This is a genomic window from Haloferula sp., assembly GCF_049672945.1.
In the GTDB taxonomy this organism is placed as follows: Bacteria; Verrucomicrobiota; Verrucomicrobiia; order Verrucomicrobiales; family Akkermansiaceae; genus Haloferula.
Window position 1 is genome coordinate 1 of the sequence record NZ_JBATWY010000186.1, and the last position, 20,437, is coordinate 20,437.

Consider the following 20,437-nt stretch of genomic DNA (forward strand, 5'->3'; position numbering starts at 1 on the left):
CTCGACCTGGGTCCATCAGGAACTCGCCGACACCCGTCCGCCGGCAGTGGGTTTCCATCTTCCCCAGGACGGGCAGACCAACTATCCGGTCAGCGCGCCGATCAGCCTCCTTATCCATGAAGTACTGGAAACCCGTACGATCATCAATGGCGATACCATCCTCATTCGTCCTGTCGGTGGCGCTTCGCTCGCCGCGCAGTTTACGCTCTCTTTTGACGGCGTTCTGACCTTCACGCCGGACGATCCGCTGCAAGAGAATACGAGCTACGAAGTGGTGCTGGATGGGATCCAGGACGCATCCGGCAATGCCATGGAGCCTTACAGCTTTACTTTTTCTACCGGTGAAACCGTATCCGGAAACACGGCACCGATTGTTGAATCCTTCACGGCAGATCAAACGGTCGTCGAACCCGGGGCCCTGATCACGCTGACAGCAGTGGCCAGTGACGACAATGATCCGGCACTGGATTTGGAGTTCCGGTTCGATCCGGGCAATGGCGAGGCGAAGACAGAGTGGAGCCCTAACAGCAGCGTCGGTTTTATCTACAACGTCGCCGGGCACTATCAACCGACCGTGCAGGTGCGCGACACGGCCGGAGCCATTTCCAGTCTGAACACCGGCATCAACATCATGACGCTGCCCGTCGGTCCCGCTGCAACCTCCAGCGGCCCGGTCGCGATCGATACAGCGAATCGGCGAATCTGGACGGTCAATCCGGATAACAACTCGGTCACGGTGGTTCATGCCGATGATCTCACGGTGATCGCGGAAGTGCCCGTCGGTAACGATCCAAGATCGGTGGCAATCGATCCTTCCGGCCATGCCTGGATCACCTGTCACGACGATGACCGCGTGGTCGTGCTGGATGGCACTTCCCACGCTGAGATCGCCGATTTTGATACCGGCCACGGCAGCGCGCCCTTTGGCGTGGTGATTTCACCCGACGGACAGGCGGCCTACGTTTCCCTCTACGGCAGCGGCGGCTTGATGCGCTTCGAGGTGGCCTCGCTGTCGCTCGATGGCTCTCCCCTCGAACTCGGCCACTCCGCTCGGGCACTCGCGGTGAGCAGTGATGGATCGCGTGTCCTTGTCACTCGTTTCATTTCACCGGTCAACCATGCGGAGGTCTGGGAAGTCGAAACCGCCGGCTTCAGCCTGAATCGCACGCTGCGGATTCCCAAATTCGGCAACAGCACGCACCGCGATAGCACGGCCAACAGCCGGGGCGTCGCCAATTATCTGGCCTCCATCCTCTATGCGCCGGATGGTGAAAGCGCCTGGGTGGCTGCCACGAAGCAGAACACCGAACGCGGCACCCTCTTCAATGCTCCGCAAACGCACGAAAGCACCCAGCGGAACCTGCTCGTGCAAATCGATCTCGACCCCGCCCTCCCCGCCGGAGCCGTGCAGCGCGACATCGATCTCGACAACAGCGACTCCGCGAGTGGCCTGGGCCTGTCGCCGCGCGGCGACTATCTCTTTGTCACCTTGCAGGGTAACAACCAATACCTTGCCTTCGATCTGCTGGAGCTGGGAAGCACCTCCGGACTGGGTGCGATGGTTCTCCGCCGAAACGTCGGCGCGGCACCTCAGGGAGTGGTGGTCGATCCGTTGACGGAACGGATCATCGTTCGCAACTTCCTCGATCGCAGCCTGTCTGTCGTCGATGGAGCCCCCCTGTTCGAAACCGGTGGGATCAACCTACCGAGCTCGACTGTCTCGACCGTCGTCAGCGAACTCCTGCCCACCGAGGTGCTCGCGGGCAAACGCATCTTCTATCACGCCGACCCACGGATGAGCTCCGAGAGCTACATCAGCTGCGCGTCCTGCCACATCGACGGCGGCTCCGACGGCCGGGTTTGGGATTTCACCCAGCGCGGCGAAGGGCTCCGCAACACCCCCGACCTGCGTGGCCGTGGCGGCATGGCACACGGAAACGTCCACTGGTCGGGAAACTTCGATGAGATCCAGGATTTCGAAAACGACATCCGCAACTTCTTCGGTGGCACCGGCTTCCTCACAGACGAACAGTTCGACACCACCAGCGACCCACTCGGCACGTCGAAAGCCGGACTCAGTGCCGACCTCGACGCACTCGCGGCCTACGTCACCTCACTTGGCAACGACCACCTCCCCCGCAGCCCGCACCGCGCTTACAATGGCTCTCTAACAGCCAGCGCGGAACTTGGAAGGCAGGTCTTCATCAGCATGGACTGCACCTCCTGTCACAGCGGCGACGACCTGACCGACAGCACCAGCGGACTGTTCCACGATGTCGGAACCATGCGAACCACCAGCGGCCAGCGCCTCGGCGCCCCTCTCACCGGAATCGATACTCCGACCTTGCGCGGCCTTTGGTCAAACGCCCCGTATTTCCACGACGGCAGCGCACGCACCCTCGAGGATGTCTTCACCATCGCCGGCGGCACCACCTACCAAGCGGAAACCGGCAACGTCACCGGTGGGGTCATGCAGGCCAATCCCCAAGGCGTATATGTCAACTATGACAACACCGTCATGGGTGGATTTGCTCAACTCGAATCTGGCGGACTCCTGACACTTGAAGACATCGAAGGTGGAAGCGATGGAATCGGTGCTGTGGAAATCCGCTATAGCTCTACCTCCAACGGACCCGCCTTCATCCGCGTCAACGGCGTCACCCACCCGGTTGTTCTCACCGCCACCGGCAATTGGCCCGCTTGGCGCACGACCTTCTGGAGTAATCTTCGCGTGGAGGGCGTCGACTTGGTGGCCGGACCGAACAACCTCATCGAGATCGGCGGCAACACCAGTCGACTTGGCATTGACCATATCACCGTCAGCACTGCTGCTGACCTCACGGCCGCCGCACCGCATCGTTCGGTGCCAACTGAAGAGCGCGATGAACTCATCGCCTATCTGCTGTCGCTCGACGACAGCCCGGTGAGTTTCTCCATGGAGGATGCCCCTGCCGCCACTCTTGGCGCGATCGATGCCGAGGGCGCGATCTTCGACGCCCCCTTCATCGATATCGACATCACCTTCTCCGCAGCGATCACCGGACTGAGCGTCGATGACTTCCAGATTGGAGGCACGGCCGGTGGCAGCCATAGCCATCTCTCCGTCATCGCCGACACCACCGCCTACCGACTCCGCATCGCAGGATTCAGCAACCCCGGCGAGCTCACGGTCCAGCTTCCCGCCGATGCCGTCACCAGCATCGCGGATGGGACCGGTAACCTCGCTTCGGCCGCGCTCGTGCTGACCTACGAGCCCCCCGTCGCCGACGACATCGCGCCGCTTTCTGACGAATTCAACGACCCCACAACGCTCGCGAGTTGGCAGCGCAACGACACCGCCGAAGGCTGGAATGCCGACAAGCTCGAAGCCTGGGACATCGACACCACCACCCCCGGCCACATGCACCTCATGCCCTTCGCCAGTTCCTGGTACCAGGATTTCACCGGGGCCTACGCTTATAAGGAGGTCACCGGCGACTTCGTCGTCACCATCAATCTCGACGCCCTCCACCGCTCGGGAGCGGGCCGCCCCGATTCCGAGTTCAGCCTCGCCGGCATCATGGTACGAGCCTCGCGCGGTCTCACCACCGCCGCGCCCGTTCCCGCGCAGCCCGCCAATACCGTCCTGCCGTGGCCTCCCTCCGGCTACACCACCGACTGGCAGCCTGACACAGAGAACTACATTTTCCTCTCCTACGGGCACGGCGCCAACTGGCTCACCAGCCCCGACGCAAACAACCCGAACCGCTGGCACTACGAGGTCAAGACCACCACCAACGGCACCTCCATCCTTTACCCCCGCACCCACGGCGTGCCTGAGAACGAACCCAACGCCACCCTGCAGATCGTCCGCCGCAGCAGCACCTTCCTCCTGCTCCGACGCCACGGTGCGGGCCCTTGGATCATCGAAAACCGTTTCGAGCGCACAGACCTTCCGCAGACCCTGCAAGTCGGCATCACCACCTACACCGACTGGGCCACGGTTTCGGCCGGGTGGACGGAAGACAACATCAACCTTCCGTTCCACCAGAACCGCATCGTCAACACCACGGTGGGAAATCCGGACTTGATTGCCAATGTCGACTTCTTCCGTCTCCGCCGACCCGACCCCAGCGTCGACCAGGCGGCACTCCAGGCGGCACTCGTCACCGGACAGAGTGCTTCTGATGGCGTCATCGAACTGTCTGGCAATCCCGCGCTCGCCCCCTATCTTGGCGATCCCGCCGCGGCTGCGGTCGAGACGCCCGGTCAAAGCTATGCCCAGTGGTTGGGCGAGCACTTCACCCCTGAGCAACTGGTCGATCCAGAAACCACCGGACCAGACCAGGACCCGGATCAGGACCGACTGCCGAATCTCATCGACTACCTGACCGAAGGCGATCCTTGGGTCGACTCGGACGGGCTTCAAGTCTCCCAAGACGAGGGCCAGACCCAGCTTCTGGTCGCACGCAATACCAACGTCAGCGGCTACCGTCTTGTCGTCGAAGCCTCCTCAGATCTCGAGAACTGGGAAATGCTGGCCGAATCCGTCAACGGCGCTCCCCCAAGTGGTCCTGGCTTCGTCAGCGAAACGGACGGCATCGTGAGAATCATGACGATCATTGACCCCGTCATCAGTGAAGACACGCGTTTCTACCGTCTCGGTGGCATTTCGGAGTAGAACTTCGTCGCGGTAAGAAACCTGTAGTTCGTCAAATGTCCCCGCGTTCACCTCAAACGCAGCCAACGCAAGCAGACGTCCTTGAACGCTACGTTCTGGAATAGGTATCAACTTCACAACGCCGATGTCGACTTGGTAGCCGATCAATTCCTGATGATTCGGAACCCGTTCACTGCAGATCTGAATAGCGACGTTGCCCACAGGAGTTGCATGCCCACGCAGAAGCTACGCGCCTGCCTTGTCTCCATTCCTTGGGCGCAATGCGAAGCATATATCCTGAAAAGAAAACCAGCTAACCTGTTACGAAATCACTCCTACTTCTGCTCGTCTATCAATGACCGAAGTCCGCGGTAGCTCGTCGGCGAATTGGGATCGGGAGCGAGGCGTTTTAGGACATCAGCGCAGAGTCTGCCGCCGAGGCCGTCATAGCTCTCGACGAAGTTCAGAAAATCTTCGTGGGCACTTTCGTCGGCATGATCACTCACGACCCTGAGATGCACCCCCTTGATCCTCCGGCGCTTTAGTGCCGAATCGAGACCGAACAAATTCATTTCCACGACCTCGGTCCCACCGATTCTTTGGATTTGCTTCCGCTCGCTGGAGCTGGCAATAAATTTCTCTCCAGAACTGGCGGTCCACGAGGGTCGATCTTCCGGCTTCCAGTCCGATAAATTGGGATGATTGAAAAGCTCGCGAATCTCCGTATCGAAAAGAATGGTCGTCGTTTCGACCGAACCCGAGCCTTCGGTGTTTCCGGAAACTTTCTGGTAAGGAACCAAGGAGTCGATAAACCCCCATTCCGAAACCTTGACACTATCTTTCAGCGAACCCACGGGGCCGACACTGATTGCGAATCGACAAGGAAAGCGGCCCAGCACGGCTTCGGCAGTCACTGCGGTCTCTACCGGTCCGGGTTTCATGGCAGCCGCAACGACGGTAAGACCCTTCGACTTGATCAGGCTTATGGAGGTTCCTCCCACTTCAATGGTCGAAACGGTGCCGCCGAGTTCGCGCTTCAGCTCTTTAAAATCGGCGTCCAGAGCATAAAAGAAAGCAATTTGATTCCCCCTGAGCTCGGAAGCAAACAGGAGATATGTCAGAGAAATTAAAAGGGTTACAACGAATCCAAATTTTTTCTCTATCTCTTTCATGATTCTGCTTGCTGCCACCGCAAAAAATGGTCACGAATGTGAGCAGTGAAAAGAAAAGAATTCATCGGCCTTCTTGCCATCTGTGGTGCGGGTTCCGCTACGATCTTTTCCCAGCTTCCGAGGCCTTCACGCTTTGAAGACAAGCGCTGGTTTTTTGCAGTCCGCCCCATACCGGAGATGGACTACCCCGAAAGTTTTCTCAAGTTCTGTAAGTCCGCGAAATTCAACAGCCTCTCTGACGCCGTGCATAGCGTCAGGGATTCACGGCTTCGCTACGAAGTCGTTCGAGCTTCACCGGATGAGCCAAATTTGCAATCGAGCTAGGGTTGCCCCGGAATAGGGGCTTTGCCGTCCTCGCTGGTTTGCGGGGCCATCGTCGGAAACGTCCGGCGATGGCCCAATTCCTCTTCAATCTATTCCTATGAAACGCCTCAATCGGAAACGCAAGGGTCCCGCGCAGGTGCCGACCGATCCCAGCTCGGCGCTTCTGGCGGAAATCAATCGACTGGGCCCTCTGACGACTCCCGCAGATTTCCTCAAGGAACTCGATGAGGTCTCGGAAGAAATCGATGGAAAGGACGATGCGCAGGCCCGCCTGCTTGCATTCGCCGCCGACTGCCTGGGCAAGCAGGGTCGCCATTCCGAATGCACCGAACTGTTCCAGTTGGCGTGGACTCGCTTGGGGAAAGACTCGCCAGGCAAGGCGTGGTTCCGATTGGCACTTGGTTCATTTCAGTCCCTTCTTCGGGCGGGCGAGTTTGAGGCAGCGATGGAGGAAGCGGAGAAGATCAAGACTGAAGCTGCCGAACGCTGGCAGGCATTCCAGGACCTGCTGCGTCCCCAAGGGCAGGGCGCTTCGATCATTGTCCCACCCCGACCTTATCGGCCTACCGTGGTGCTCACCCGACTTGGAACCCAGTTCCTGGATCTGGGTTTCCCAAGCGAAGCGATACCCTACTTTGAGGAAGCCATTCTGCTTGCACCCAACGGTGCCAGCCGTGCGCGTCAAGGTCTCGCGACGATTCGACTCGCCACGGGTGCATTCGAGGCCGCCGAGCGGCTTGCGAGGGAAAGTCTACAAATGGGCCGATTTCAGGCCAAAACCGTTTCGGCTTGGACGATTCTTGCCCGAGCACGGCACGCCAGAGGGCAGGAACAACTGTTCGAGCCCGATCTTCTGCGTGCTCTAAGACACCACCAGAAGGGGTCCGTCCTTGCCCGGAGCGTGCTCACTCTCTCAAGCATCGCCCATTCGCTTGGATCTGATGAATGGATGGCAATCGCCAAGAAATGGCGATCAATTGCCGACGTGCCTGACCATGTGATTGATGCTGAACTCATCAAGTTGGAAATAGCCAATGCCCGACGCATCGGGGATCTGCCGAATCTCGGACGGCTGGCACGCAAGCTCCTAAAAACCCCGGATGTCGTATTTTCTGAATGCCGTGCAGCCATCAAGCTGCTGGTGAGGTGCCATTTGAAGGAAGGTCAACCCAGCTTGGATCAGCTCTATGAGTTGCCGTCTCAGATCTCACGCAAACTTGGACAGGAAAGGACCCATAGGTTCTTCTTGGTGATGGGTCAGGGGGCAGTCGATGAGGGCAACCCGAAGCTGGCAAAAACCTTTCTCAAACACGTCCTTCAACAATGCGATCCGGCTTCCACTGAGTGGATGAGAGCCACCGGGACCTTGGGTCGCTTGGCTACGGAAGCCGGAGAGTTCCAACTAGCGGCCCGTCATTTCATGAACCTCGCAGCTAGCGAGAACTTTCCGGCAAGGTCCAGGGTGCGGGCTTTGGTCGATGGCTTGGCTGCCTTGCGGGAGGCTGGAGAGCCGATCAACGAAAAGGAAATGGGGCAAAAGGTCGATTCCCTCCTCGATGATATCGACGATCCCTTCGTGATGCTGGACCTGGCCAAGCAATTCGTCGGTGCACGCGCACCCGAGCAAATCACCAAGCGGGTCATCACCCGTGGTAGAAATTTGGCGGAAGGCTATCTCAAGAAATCCACGGAGCGCTCGGAGACGGTGGCGATGCTGAAACGGCTGAGCCTCAGGGAATACTACGAATTCAGAGGTGCGAATCGCGTGCTCGCCCGCTGGGAGGCTTTCGATCGCGAGTATCGGGAATGGCTTTGGTCGAGGGGTGATGATTTTTGGGAATATCTGACATTGGTTTACCTGAGTTACAGGGCCGCCGGGCGGTTCCCGGAGTCTAGGGAGCTTGCCGAACAACAGCTTGCAGAAGCCGCGACCCCTCCTGAGGGCTACGCGTGGCTTGGAACCCACCTCCTGACTTATTATGTCGATATCAAGGAGATTGGAATCAGCGAGACCCGTCAACTGATCGAGAGGATCATCACCGCTGCTCCCCATCACACCCAGTCCTATCTCGCCTACCACTATGCGATGGTCGACGCCATTGCGAACGGCGCGAACGCCAAGGCTATTTCCCATGCGCGCTCGGTTCAGCGATGCCTCGGTCGCAATGGCGGCATGATCGAAAAAATGCGAATGCGCGGAGTCATCGCCAATTTAGTGCTCAGCGATTTGGGTGAGTCCGAGCTGCACCTTGACTTCCACCCTCGGAATGATGCCGAGCAACAAGACGCACGCGATTTTCTGGAAACAGACATTCGAGGAATCCTGCGATGAAATTGGAATCCAACACTCTGATCCGGTCAGCGCTTCGCCTGATTTTTCTGATTCTGGCCGTTTCCCATTCTGCCGATGCATGGCAGGCGGTGGTGCATGGAGGCGGACCCAGCGGTCGTTACGCAAAGCACGAGTCGCGTGTTTTCAAAGCCGATAGCCCGCCGGAAGGTTTTGCCTTCGCGAGGTGGTGGTATCTCGACGCCCCGATCTACAGGCTCGACGAGCTAAATGAAGGCACAAGGCTGAGAGAGACTGATAAAGAGATTGAGGTGGGTCGGGAGAATAATGGCAAGGTCGAGTTTGGGGCGATATTCGCGAAGGTCGAAACGGCATTTCTTGAGGACGGTGAACCGCAGGCGGCCAGCACCGGTATTCTCTTTCCCAAAAGAGACAGCGATCCCGAGAAACGCTACGCCTTCAAAATCAGGGTCGAGATTGATCGTTCGGGGATGGACGATATCGATCCGGCTGAGCTGTTTGATCGCCTGAGTGTCGGCTTGAGTTGGTTTCCGGATACGATCAAGGCCCCCGACTGGCACTCAGATGAGATCGCTGAAGTCTGGACCAAGAAAACGGGAGGGTCCAAGTTAACTCGTGACAATTTTATCAACCGCGATCTCTTTTCAAGAGCGCAAGACGAGCCTTCCGTATTTACAGTAATTTTGTACTACAAACCCCTATGGGATGAGGATGATCTCAAGTCCGAGGAGAATCCGTCCGGAAAAGAAAAGCCTCCATACCTGAACATCTCACCACGCCTCTCTATCTTAAGTGAATCGACCAACTGGAAGTCGGAGATCCAGAGAAGCTCACTTGCCCTCCTGACCGTGGAGATTGTCCCAGATTGGAACCGTGATGGGAAAATTGATTTGGCTGATCGTGGTAAAGTAGCCGACGAGAAACCCTTCCGCTGGTGGATCAATGATGACAACGATCTGACAATCGCCGAAAGGGGCGAAAATACTCAGGATATTCCAAATCAAATACGTATGACGGGAACTGGATTGGTTGATGATAGAGACTGCAGTGACTTCGTGGCTGACGGGATGCGCGATCAGATCGACTTCTTCCCTGTGCATCTGGATTTGAAAGCGGCTCTGGAGGCCCTGCCGGAAAGCGATTATAAATATGTGCTCAAGCACGAAGAGGAGGCGCTTAAATTTCATGAATACCCACCATGCATCATCGACGGCAGTGATCCAGGAAGGCTCCCGAACCGTCATGTCAAGATGGTGGGGGTAGGTCGCGGACTGGCAACCAAGGAACTAAAACTTACATCCACGCAAGGCACGGAGTTGAGCGCGGTCATGCTCAGCAAGGCAAAGGAGGGAAATGGCGTGATTGTCATTGAGGGAGCCAAGAAAACCGAAAAGCCACTGGTTCTGGAAATTCTCAAGAAGAGCGACAACAGCTCTGTTGCGGAGATCGAATTTCCCATCCGTATCGTCAATGTCGAGGACATGTATCGTCACGTGAATATGCGCGATGTCATGGAAGGCAGCGGCGGCCATCCGACGCAAATCACCGAGCCATCGGGCTATCCTGACGAGTTAACCAATGGGAAATATGTGGCGTATGTCCACGGCTTCAACGTGAGCGGGGAAAGCGCTAGAGGTTCACAGTCCAATATCTTCAAGCGTCTGTATCAACTGGGGAGCAAGGCTCGATTTATCGGCGTCTCATGGTATGGAAACCCTCCCAACCGCTTCAATAATCTAACTCCCCCTGACTATCATCGAGCTGTCTACAATGGTTTGACCACTGGGATTGTCGCGCGGACACGCCTTGGCTTCACCCAGGATTCCGAACTGACCGTCCTGGCACACAGCCTCGGGAATTCGGTTGTGGGGAGTGCCATCGCCTACCATGGGCTGAAAGTGAATCATTACTATATCATCAACGGCGCCATTCCGCTTCAGGCCTATGACTCCGCCCAGACAAGCAATTCAAGCGGAGATCCGGACATGAAGCGAAACATGACCGAGGATGACTGGAAACCCTACTACGACTATGGAAACAATGGATTCCAGCACCGTTTGTTTGCGGCCAATTGGCATGAGCTCTTCGCGTCAAATCCTACAGATAACCGCAATAAGCTGACTTGGAAAGACATCTTCGCCACGCCGGAACTCCTGAATATCGCCTACAATTTCTATTCTCCCAGTGACGAAGTCGTGGAAAATCCCGACGATTCCGAGGAAGCCGGGGATTGGGACAATGTGAGAGATGCGGCGTTCGGAGGAGGTCGACACGCGTGGGTTTCTGGGGAAATAGCGAAAGGCGGGCAAAACATCGCCATAGCCGGTTATAGTTTCCACGACATCAATGGCGGGTGGAAATTCAACCAAGACTGGGATATTCACGTCTCCGACGTTAACTGGCGGCGATCTCCGGAAGAAACGATTTCGATCACTGACGAGGAATTAAGAAAAAATCCATTCCACTCGAGATTTTTTTATCTTAATCTCTACGATCCAGCGCAAGGAAGCGCAACGGCCGGAGTTACCACGAACAGATACAAAATGCTGGCAACGGGCATCCCTGCAATGTCGTATGCCATTGCGGCTAATGCACTCGAACCGTTTGAACCGAGTATTGGTGGAGGTCTTTCCAAGAATTTCAACATGCCGCAAGAGTTGAGAAGTGCAGGCGGCTATAGTTCTTGGCCAGCCCACGGAAATGCCAATAATCCCGAAGACTGGATGCACAGCGATTTCAAGGATGTTGCATTTCATTTCCTACATCCCATGTATCAGAAAATGATCGATCTGGCAGAACTTGATAAAGACTAAAGCGATGAAAACGATAATTAATTTGATATTCGGTTTTATCCTGGTGGGAGTCGTCTCCTGCCAGGAAACCCGTAAGGTCAAAGTCACCGTGACCGCAGAAAATGGAACACCGCTTAAAGATGTGACTTCGATAGTGACGTTCATGGGATACACCGGAGATGAAACCAAGCGAGAAAAAGGAGAAACGGATGCAAGCGGAGTTTTTCAAGCGAGCGGAGAGCCTCAACTCAGGATGTATGTCAGATTGGAAAAAAAGGGTTACTACACAACAGAATCAGGCCGTCTTACGCGTGAGCAAGACCACGACGTGGCTTACATTTTAAGAAAAATAAAAAATCCCATACCGCTTTATGCGAAGAGGCTCCAAGTCGTCGCACCAGTTGTAGGCAAGGAATTCGGCTACGACTGCGAGGTTGGGGATTGGGTAAAACCTCATGGGAAGGGCAGGACAAAGGATTTGGTTCTCACTGCAATCATTCACAATGAAACCGACAAATATACGGACTACCATTACGAATTAGCGGTAAGTTTCTCAAACGAAAAAGACGGCTTCGTCAAGTTTGAGCAGAACAGTGCATCGGAATTAAAGGCACCATACGAAGCGCCCACAAATGCGAATTTTCAAAACTTATGGATGCACTTCAAAAAAAGAGAACCGGGTAAAAGTATCGAAACGAATCGGGAGCCAGATAAGGGATATTTTTTCAGATTGAGAACTCAGGTTGATCGTCATGGTGATATAATCTCATGTCATTATGCGAAAGCTTTTGGAGATTTTCCTGATCTGAAAATTTATTTCAAACAAAGTCCCAACGACCGGAATCTTGAATTCGATCCGTCCAGAAACCTGTTCACCGATCTTGATCCGAGCGAGCAGGTTCGTGAGCCATGATGGAGCGGCTTTCAGAAGACAGCGAACTATGGAAGGCAAAAATGGGTGTCAAAAAAGGGGTATGGAAAAAGGGTGTCAGGTGATAAAACTTGCAATCTTCTCCGGCGGAGACTAGTGATCTTTTTGTGGGAAGAGGACTGAGAATCGAATTTCCTAGGGCGATCTACCACAGAAAAAGGTGTCACAGAAAAAGGTGTCAGGTGAGAATGGCGCGGTTTTAAGCGATAGCTCGGGGTTTTCCGCGATGGGGCGTTTCTTTGTATTCCGCCCTCGGTTTGGTCAGGTAACTGAAGGGTTTTGGTCTCTTCTTCTTTGCCCTTAAAAAGGTGTCAGGTGATAAAACTTGCAATCTTCTCCGGCGTGCCCTTAAAAAGGTGTCAGGTGATAAAACTTGCAATCTTCTCCGGCGGAGACGAGTGATCCTCTTGTGGGAAGAGGACCGAGAATCGAATTTCCTGGGGCGATCTACCATGTTTTGGCACGAGGCGATGGCCGGGAGGATCTTGTCTACGGCGACGATGACCGTTGGATGTTTCTGAGAACGCTTGGAGAGATGCCGAAGAGAACGGGGATCCGCATTCATGCCTATGCCTTGATGGACAACCACTACCACCTTGTTCTCGAAACACCGAAGGCGAATCTTGTGGCGGGGATGCAGTGGTTCCAGACGACCTACACCCGCCGATTCAACGTGAAGAATGCCAAGTGGGGTCACCTTTTCGGTGGGCGCGACAAGTCGCTCATGGCACAGGGTCGCAAGGGTCACTATTTCAGGCAATTACTGGACTACGTGCATCTGAATCCGGTGCAGGCAGGCTTGCTTCGGAAGGCAGATGGGATCGATAGCGCAGGTTGGAGCAGTCTCCGGGAGTATCGCAAGCCGCCATGCGAGCGCTTCGATTGGATGGAAACGGCGAAAGGCTTCGAGTGTTGTGACCTGAAGGATGAGATTGCAAAATTTATTACCTGACACTTTCTTGCCCTCATGGAGGATAAGATTGCAAAATTTATCACCTGACACTTTCTTGCTGACACTTTCTTGCCCTCAATCGGACCGATCCGATGAGGTTGGGTCTAGCGGGGGGCATGAAGGACTCGAGTTCATCCCATTGGGTAAAGTTTTCGGAGCATTTCTGGAGGATGGCAATCCGAGCCGTTCACCGCTGCCTCACCCGGATATAGTTGATGTTCTCCGGCATCACCACCCGATGAGTCGTTGTGAGGCCTCCCGAGTAGATGATTTCGTTGGGGATATCCGCCCAACTGCTCAGATCGGCGGAGCCCTCGACCTGATACTGCAGGGAAGGAAAGCTCTGAATGGTGATGTGCAACCATCGCCGACTGGGGAAGGACTCGTCGGGGACGACGGACAGGATCTTGAGGAAACTGCTTCCATCCTCGGGATCCGTCATGCCGCGGAGTTCGTCGATATCCAACCAACCGTCGCCATCGCTGTCCAACAGACTGTCGTCCACGCCGACCGTCATTTTGGAATAGGTTCCCTCGAACAGATCGGGAATCCCGTCGCTGTCAGAATCAGGCCATGCTCCTAGGAAGATGGGGCGTCCCTCATAAGCACCAATGTCGGTGTCGTAGCCAATCGGCCGTCTCTTCCCGTTCGTATCGTCCGTTGGGCTTAAGGCGGTCACCACCCCGTGCTCGTAGGCAGGTGAGCCAGGGAGCGGGATCATGGTCAGCTTGCCGCTGTATGTGGTCAATGGGGTCAGCTTGGCCGCCATGTTCACATAGTCGTTCCCCGCGTTCGGCGTGCCCGGCGGGAAAACGATCTCCACCGACAGATTGTTCCCGATCAGGTTGCCTCCGCCGGAAACCAGGAGAGCGTTCTCCGGATTGCTTAGATCGGGGGCGGACGAAGTGACGTGGTTGTCCGCGACGATGGTGTTCTCGATGTAGATCGGCTGCGTGCCGCCCAATCTCACTCCACCCACTTGCAAGGAGGTGTTTGCGGAAATCGTGTTGTGAATGAGGTCGGTCTCGCCCGAGCAGTAGATGCCACCGCCCTGTGCGGAGCTGGTGTTTTGCCCGATCGTCGAGTTCGTCACCGAAAGTTTTCCTCCTGTATGGAAGACCCCTCCACCGCTCCCGGCGGCGGTGTTGTTGCCGATGACGCAGCGGACCAGGGTCAAATCCCCCAGGCTACGGATCCCGCCACCTTGACTGGTGGTGGCGCAGCCCAGGACTTGGCTGTTGATCAGAGTGAGCGTCCCGCGGTTGAGGATCGCTCCGCCCCCTTCATTGTCCGTTTCGCTGCCGCCCGACAAATCCATATCCTTGATCGTGAGGGTCACTCCCTCCGCGACTTCAAACAGGCGCGAACTCCCGTTGCTAGCCAGGGTGGTTCGATAGGAGAAAGGGAGAATGCCGTCGATGGTCAGGTCCTTGTCGATCAGGATCGGGCGCGTCAGATCGGATTGGTCGCGATACGTGAAGGTAATGGTTGAACCCTCGGCCACCCGGGCCACCACGTCCCGCAAGGACCCTGGAGTACCATCCTGCTGATAGCTGGCGGTGACCAATGGCGCCGTGCTTCCGACATGAAGTGGAAAGCTGAAGGATCCTCCGGTCAGATCATCGGTGATCGTGATCGTGGTGTCCCCGGACTCTCCTGCCACCGGCGTGGCCGCCACTGTGCGGTTGCTGCCGCTGCCACCGAACGTGATGTTCCCGTCAGGCACGAGCGTTTGATTGCTGGAGGTCGCGGTCAGATTGCCGACGGTGCCGACGACAAACGCCAGATCTCCTGTCGACAGGTCCTGATTGATATCCACCGGGGAAACCGTGCCGAGTTGCGTCTGGAATGCCCCGATATCGAGGCCTTGAAAGGCCGCGTAGCCACGCTGGTCGGCTGCCGGCGTGGTCGCTGTGGCTTGCCCACCGTCGATCGCCGGGTTTCCTGACAGGGGCCGCATCGTTTGCGTCTTTCCGCCGTAATTCCCTAGGGGCGAAAGACTGGAAATCGCACTCCTAATATTGACGCCCAGTTCGACATCAGCCAATCCCGCACTGCCCATATTTCCAGAGATCAAGCAATTCTCCAGGATGCCGGCAGTTCCACGGATGCCTTGACCGGTGTTATTTGCAACGGTCGTACTCCTGATAAGACTGGCTCCGCCGGAGAGATTGATTCCGTCGCCTGTGTTTTCGACGACCGAGCAGTTTATGATCTCAGTATCATTCCCTTGTGACAAAATAGCATATCCTTCTGTGTTGCCGCTAACAGTACAGCTCCTGAAAAATATCGAGGCATTGGATCCAGCGTAAATTGTTGCCGGTATCCCGCCGGCAAGGTTGGAATTCCCACTAATGGTGGAATCAACCGCCGTCAGGATACCATTGCGAATAAAGATGGCGCCACCGGCCCAAGCGTAGCAGCCGCTGATCGTCGAGCCGATCAAATTGACATTCCCACCCTCGCTGTAGATCGAGCCACCGAAGTAATCCGGATAATCACCCGTGGCACTGCCATCGGTCAGCGTGACGCCGTTCAATGTGAGCGTCTTTCCTCCGGTCACCATGAAGTGCCGCGAGTTTCCACCCGCAGAAATGGTGACTCCGTTCGGCAAGCTTGACGCGTCGATCGTCAAGTCGTCGGTGATCATGAGATGCGAACCGCTGAGATCGATGGTCTGGCCATCGAGGGAGGCATCGAAGATCAGGACCCGACCCGGCGTCGAGGCGGCGACCAGATCCCGCACGGACCCGGCACCGCTATTGGCGGTCGATGTGATCATTTGCCGCAGATCGGCGACGGAAAGCGTGAACACGCCGGTGCCAGAACCCAATGCATTGGTCGCCGTCAGATTCACCGTATAAGTGCCGAGCGCCGTGGCGGTCCCCGAAATGATCCCGGTGGTAGAATCGATCGAAAGCCCCGGAGGCAATCCGGTCGCGGCATAGGTCTGCGCCGCGAAATCGGCACGAACCTTGTAGGCAAAAAACTCCAGATAGGGTGCCGTTTCCGGAGGGAGCGCGGAAATCACCGGTGCCATCGGGGAGTAGATCGCGACCAGGCGGAAGTCTCTCAACTTTGAGACCGTGGCCGTTGGGCTCGTCGTCAGGACAATATCGTTTTCCATCCATTTCACGAAACCGAGCGAGCTAAAAATCGGTGGCGCGGTTACCTCAACCGAGCCGCTGCCGAAATTGTAAATCCGCAGGAAACGGCCCTCGCCATCCAGACGGTCATTGCGGTCGGCCTCGCTCACTTGGAATCTCGGGGAGATCGGCGTGCCGTCGGTCGATTGCGCCACCACGCTGACATCCCGAACGTTGGGATTATCGGTCCGGGTCACGCGGTCGAAGCTGACCCGCAGCGTCACGTTGGTGATCACAATCGGCGGATCGGTGGTGCCGAGTCCGAAGAGCTCCGCACCATTCGCGCCGCTGCGCCAAATGTTCAAATCCGCCCACGCGGACGGACGCGAGAAGAGAATCGCGTTCGAATCATTCGCAATCAGGGACCGCAGCAAGGAGTCGGAAGCCTCTTCCAGCGGAGTGGGAGAAATCTCATTCAGATTCGGCTCATACTGGCTCTTCCAAGTGATCGCGTTGCGGGTCGATTCATTGTAGTGCCGGAACTGGTAAACGTTGCCGTCCAGCTTGATGTTCGAGACGCCCGAATGCTCCATGCTCAGCTCGACGTAAGCGGTGCTGGAGTTGTAGCTGCCCCCGCTTCGCGGAGTCGTGATCATCCCTGGCGCAGCCGATCCACCGAGCGTGCGGATCACCTCCAGATCAATGATGCGCACGTTCTCCTCGTGAGGCGGGAACAGACCGGGAAGCTCGTAGAGATTCAGTTTCAACTTCTCACCCTGGTTCAAGGTCTCGAGCTGATCCGCCGTCATCGTGTAGGACCGGGTGCCGACGGGATCCGAGGGCGAGCTTGAGTATTGCGTGACGATGTTCTCCGTCGTTTCCGCGATAATGACCCGATAGGCCGACTTCAGCAGCTCGCGCTGCCCGGCATCCAGGGTGCCGCCGGGCTTGCCCGCGCTGGCGATCGACTCGATCTGGTCGAAAAGCGGCTGCAAATCCAAGGTGCCGGAGTAGGGCCGCACCAAGCGATATTCGAAAGCCTTTGCCATGTAGTAGTGATACTTCAGCAGGCGGTCGAAGGCACGGCGCTCCATGTCCTTCATGTAGCTGTTGATGCGTGAATCGATGATATTTCCCTGCTGGCTGGCCGCCACATCCATCGAGTCCACGGCGAGGATGTTCCTGGTAATTGTGTCCGAGAGCCGGGCGACGTTCCGGATCGCGTTGTTGAGCGCATCCGCCCAGACCCGCTTTTTCTCGAGCATTTTTTCGACTTCATCGACGAGTGCTTTGTAATCGGGATCAGCCTTGCGCAGCTTGCTGAGCTCCGCGGCGACTTCCGAAGCCGGCACCTTGGTGACGTTCAGCGCCGAGCTGACACTTTTGATTCCGTTGGAAAGTCCGCTGCTGGCCTGGCCGAGAGCCTCCAGCCGTTCCAAGCGCCTCTCCGCCCCGAGGTCTCCGGTATCGACGGCATTCTTGTTCGTCTTCTGCGCGGCCGCGGTGGCTGCAATCGCCGAGTTCGCGTAGGCGCTGGTGATATCGTATCCACCCGTGACCGTTTCCCACGGCTGTTCGGAACCGATATTAGCTCCGAGATTCAATGCCCTGCCCGCGCCCCCGAGGGCTGGCTGATACACGGGAATCATTTCGCACATCGTTCCCGCGACCTTCAATCCGACGCGGAGGCCCACTTCCCAGTCCGAGGGTGCGACGTTCTCCTTGGCATCCTGCCTTAGGGTGTTGTCGCGAAGCTGAAGTTGTTGTTGAAGGTTGTTGATCGACGTCCTGATCGTCTGCCCCTCACCGGTCAGATTGAGCAAGGTGGCCTCGGCCACATCGTAATCGATCTTCGCCTGGTCAATTTCAACCTTCAGCTTGGTGCTCGCGGTATCAAGCGCCGCGTACATCACGGACGCGTCGTCCTGCATCCGGCTGATCCAGCGTGAGAGATAGATGATATCGAGGCTGCGATCGATTTCCTGATCGAAGAGATTCTTGGTGAATTCGAAACTCAGCATCGGCACCCATCCATTGGGGTTCCCGAAGTAGTCCAGACCGCCGACGATCTGCTGCCGGAGGATCTGCATTTCATCGTAAATCTGGTTCAGCTCATAGCGCGTCATCGGTGGAGCATCGTCCCACGGGTGCACATAGTCAGAAAGCTGCGGGCTCCAAATGGAGGCCGTGCGATAGTTCTCGATCAACGTGGAATAGCCAGCGAGGGCAGCCTCCGCATCCGTGATTCGATTCTGCAGGTAGTCGTCCTTGATGCCGGCAAGCACTTGGCGAAGCAATTGGGGATGAACCCAGGAGAATTCGTTCCCCTGGCTGATCCGTGAGCCCACGGCTCCCGCGTTTCCGTAGCGCATGGCCTCGTTCCTACCGTTGAATGTCTCGGATCTGCCATCCTCGCTGATGTGAGCCGTCTGATCGAAAGCACCACTCGTCCACGCGTAGATATGGATCGCTTGGTCCGGGAACCCACGGACACCTCCCCGGCAATACCCCGTTTCGGAGGTCCAGCCCGCAGAGTCCGGCGTTCCCGGTGCACCCGCTTGACCCGCCTCGTAGACCCCCGAGATCGCACCATGGCTGCTGGTCAATACCCCGGCATTGCCTCCATCGCCGGGCTGACCCGGAGCTGCGGCGTCACCCCCGCTGGTGGGCCAGGCCTCCACGCCGTTTAGAATATCACCGTCAGGGCCCTTCCATCGAGTCACCCACCAGCCCGCCGGTGGGGTATAGCTTGCATCGTCGTCGTAAGTGGAGAACTCGAAAGGACCTTGGGAGCGCCACGCCAGTGATGTCCCAAGGGTCCCGTGCGCGCCTTTCCTGGCATCCTGACCTTTGCCGCCCGTCAAATCAAACTTCGGACTGTTGTTGCCGCTGACATCCGTGAAAACATCGACGAAAACTTCCACCGAGCCCGCCGGGAGACCGTTGGTTGACTCCAATGTTTCCCCTGGCAGCGGCTTGTCCGCCGGGCTCGTGATGATCTTACCCGCGCCCTCGAATCGCAGGTTGTGAGCGTGGATCGTCAGGTGCGTCCCCCTGAGATGAAGCGGGCTCCGGATGATCACCGTCTCCGCCATGATCTCCATCGATTTGACGTCCAAATCGTCGTTGAACTCGTAGACGTCGTTGTTGGCGACGTCCTCGATCACGATTTCGCCGCCGCTGATGATGCTCACGTCCTTGGTAATGCGGGATTCACCGTTGAACTCAGTGGCAAGACCACTATGGCGCTCCAGTTTGACGAGGTCCCCCGTGGCATCGTTCGACAAGCCGGTCCGTTCATCGGTGCCGAACACGGAGACCTCATTCAGTGGCGGCGTCACCGGCAAACTGAAGACCTGGATTTCGCGAAAACTGGGCGTTCCCGGATTGTTGCCGCTGTAGGAGGTGTCGAGCACCAGGCGGTCCGTGGTGACGGGCTGATCGAATACCAACCAGTAGGCATTCGTCGACGAACCGATGTCAGGGTCGTACCATCGTCCAATCCGGTTTCCCAAGCCGTCCTTGAGCTCGAAGCTGGAAAGCTCGCTGGAGGCGTAGCCATGGTAGATCGCGATGCTGGAAATGGTTTTAGGCCCGCCAAGATCCATCACCACCGTGCCTTTGCCATAGCTGGGCTTCGCATGGGTTCCGTCCGTCACATTGCCGATGCCAACGTCGCCGTCGTTCAGATTCCCGATGCCGTTCGCCCCGTCGCGGCCGCCATTGGAGCTGTAGGCATTGCCGCCCCCCTCGGTGTAAGGGATCAAGACTCCGGCACTACCGCCGGTCACATCCGGGATCTCTTCGGTATTGGTGGCACTGCCCGATTGCTGGGCAGCGATGGTGAAGTCCTGACCCGCGCCAATTTGCACGATGCCGCCTGAAGCGGGCAAGTTGGGAATCAGCAGGAATAAAGCGAGTTTTGCCGCTTTTCTAAAAGGCGAAGATGGATTTTTCATATGGGGTGGTGGCAAAGCGTGGGGATAAGAAAACAGATTTGGGCGGGGAGAGAGCCGTGAACACAAGCTGTCCCCAATGAAGAAAAGCCATCGGGGGATTGGCGGAGCGTCCAAACCAATTGCCAGCGACCTGCCGAACGGCGGACTAGCAGTCTGTCGGACTTGAGTTCAGCGGTGGTGTCGCGCGGCGGGGTTTGAATGGGTTTGGGGATCATTCCGAGCGACCTCTTGGCGGCTCGTCCTGGCGTATCCTGCTCTTCTTGGGTCGGGC

7 protein-coding genes are annotated in these 20,437 nt (G+C 56.9%); 5 read left to right on the top strand and 2 right to left on the bottom strand.

The window, feature by feature from the left end:
- A partial coding sequence (locus tag WBG04_RS17200; protein WP_424315939.1) for an Ig-like domain-containing protein occupies positions 1–4,660 on the top strand: 4,660 nt, incomplete at its 5' end.
- A gap of 314 nt (positions 4,661–4,974) precedes the next feature.
- Here the strand turns inward: WBG04_RS17200 and WBG04_RS17205 are convergent.
- Positions 4,975–5,811, bottom strand: coding sequence for a hypothetical protein (locus tag WBG04_RS17205; RefSeq protein WP_424315940.1), 837 nt, complete (start codon positions 5,809–5,811; stop codon positions 4,975–4,977).
- Positions 5,812–6,232: 421 nt separating this feature from the next.
- Here WBG04_RS17205 and WBG04_RS17210 point away from each other — a divergent pair, with 421 nt between their 5' ends.
- From WBG04_RS17210 to WBG04_RS17225, 4 genes are all read left to right on the top strand, one after another.
- On the top strand, positions 6,233–8,467 hold the full coding sequence (locus tag WBG04_RS17210; RefSeq protein WP_424315941.1) for a tetratricopeptide repeat protein: 2,235 nt from the start codon (positions 6,233–6,235) through the stop codon (positions 8,465–8,467).
- Positions 8,464–11,259 (top strand): hypothetical protein, encoded by a 2,796-nt coding sequence (locus WBG04_RS17215; RefSeq protein ID WP_424315942.1) that lies wholly within the window; start codon positions 8,464–8,466, stop codon positions 11,257–11,259. The genes WBG04_RS17210 and WBG04_RS17215 overlap by 4 nt, the downstream gene beginning before the upstream one ends.
- Positions 11,260–11,263: 4 nt before the next feature.
- Positions 11,264–12,151 (top strand): hypothetical protein, encoded by an 888-nt coding sequence (locus WBG04_RS17220; RefSeq protein WP_424315943.1) that lies wholly within the window; start codon positions 11,264–11,266, stop codon positions 12,149–12,151.
- Positions 12,152–12,578: 427 nt separating this feature from the next.
- On the top strand, positions 12,579–13,121 hold the full coding sequence (locus WBG04_RS17225) for a transposase (protein WP_424315945.1): 543 nt from the start codon (positions 12,579–12,581) through the stop codon (positions 13,119–13,121).
- A 187-nt stretch (positions 13,122–13,308) separates the two neighbouring features.
- Here WBG04_RS17225 and WBG04_RS17230 read toward each other — a convergent pair whose 3' ends face one another.
- Positions 13,309–20,100 carry a choice-of-anchor Q domain-containing protein gene (locus WBG04_RS17230; RefSeq protein WP_424315944.1) on the bottom strand — a complete coding sequence of 2,264 codons (6,792 nt, stop codon included), beginning with the start codon at positions 20,098–20,100 and terminating at the stop codon, positions 13,309–13,311.
- Positions 20,101–20,437 lie beyond the last annotated feature (337 nt).